This window comes from Acidovorax sp. KPB24-07 (assembly GCF_057543315.1).
This window is the reverse complement of sequence record NZ_BAAJYS010000971.1, coordinates 1-525: the sequence shown is the minus strand read 5'-3', so window position 1 is coordinate 525 and position 525 is coordinate 1. Positions and strand designations below refer to the sequence as shown.

Below are 525 nucleotides of genomic sequence, written 5' to 3'. Positions count from 1 at the left end.
CGCGCTGCTGACGGGGCGCGAGGTGCTCGAAGCCGCCTGGCTGGCCATGGTGCGCGTGGCGGAGGTTCCGCCCGCGCCCGGCGAAGGCGCGGCGTTGCCCCTGTGGGCGCAGCGGTGGCAGGAGCTGGTGGCCCAGAATGCGCTGGCCACGCGGCAGTTCAACGATGCGGCGTTGCAGTACAACCAGGCCATCGGCCAGTTCCCGGCGCGCCTGCTGGCGTGGCTGTTCGGGTTCAAGGCGGCCAGAACGTTGTAGGCTGCGTGCCCATCCCCGCATCCCGGGAGGGGCGTGGGTGGTTTGACATTGATTCAAGGCGTGGGCCGCTACGGCGTCCGCAACCGCAACCGGTTTTTTCCTATTCAAGACAGGCTCAGACAGAACATGACCGATCCGCAGCCGCGCCCGCCCTCCCGTTTCTTTCCGCCCCCCGCGGAGGGCGAACGCCGCATGGAGCCCGCGCTGTGGCGCCAGCTGGATGCGGTGGTGACCGCGCTGCAGGCCGTGCGCGGCGGGCAGTCGGGCAC

Annotated in this window: 1 pseudogene; it reads left to right on the top strand. The window is 70.5% G+C overall.

Going from position 1 to position 525, the window contains the following annotated elements:
* Window positions 1-256, top strand: a pseudogene (locus AC27IQ_RS26970) (LemA family protein); the annotation flags it as partial.
* Window positions 257-525 lie beyond the last annotated feature (269 nt).